The 346-nt window shown below is 67.1% G+C and carries 1 protein-coding gene; it reads left to right on the top strand.

Annotated elements, in window-relative coordinates:
* On the top strand, positions 1-346 hold a 346-nt coding region (locus tag A5483_RS10920), incomplete at both ends, for a biotin/lipoyl-containing protein (RefSeq protein WP_338152047.1).

The following is a 346-nucleotide window of genomic DNA, read 5'->3' as shown; positions in this document are numbered from 1 at the left end:
CTCCGGCACCCTCCTTGAGATCAAAGTCCCCGAAGACGAAGACGCCGAAGTCGGCGCCGTCCTGGCCATCATCGGCGACCCCGCTGCCGCCGAGTCAGCTCCGGAGCCTGCCAAGCCGTCGGCTGAACCCGCCGAGAAAGCCGAGCCTGAGCCGGCTGCGCCGGGGAAACCTGCCCCCACTACTGGTTCCGCTCAGGGCGTAGAGGTCACCCTGCCGGCTCTGGGTGAGTCCGTCACCGAAGGCACCGTGTCCCGCTGGCTCAAGGCAGTCGGAGACACCGTCGAGGCCGACGAACCCCTACTTGAGGTGTCCACCGACAAAGTTGATACCGAAGTGCCCTCCCCC

It is taken from the genome of Cutibacterium namnetense, assembly GCF_001642025.1.
Classification (GTDB): Bacteria; Actinomycetota; Actinomycetes; order Propionibacteriales; family Propionibacteriaceae; genus Cutibacterium; species Cutibacterium namnetense.
The sequence above is the reverse complement of the archived record's forward strand: the minus strand, read 5'-3'. Positions and strand labels throughout refer to the sequence as shown.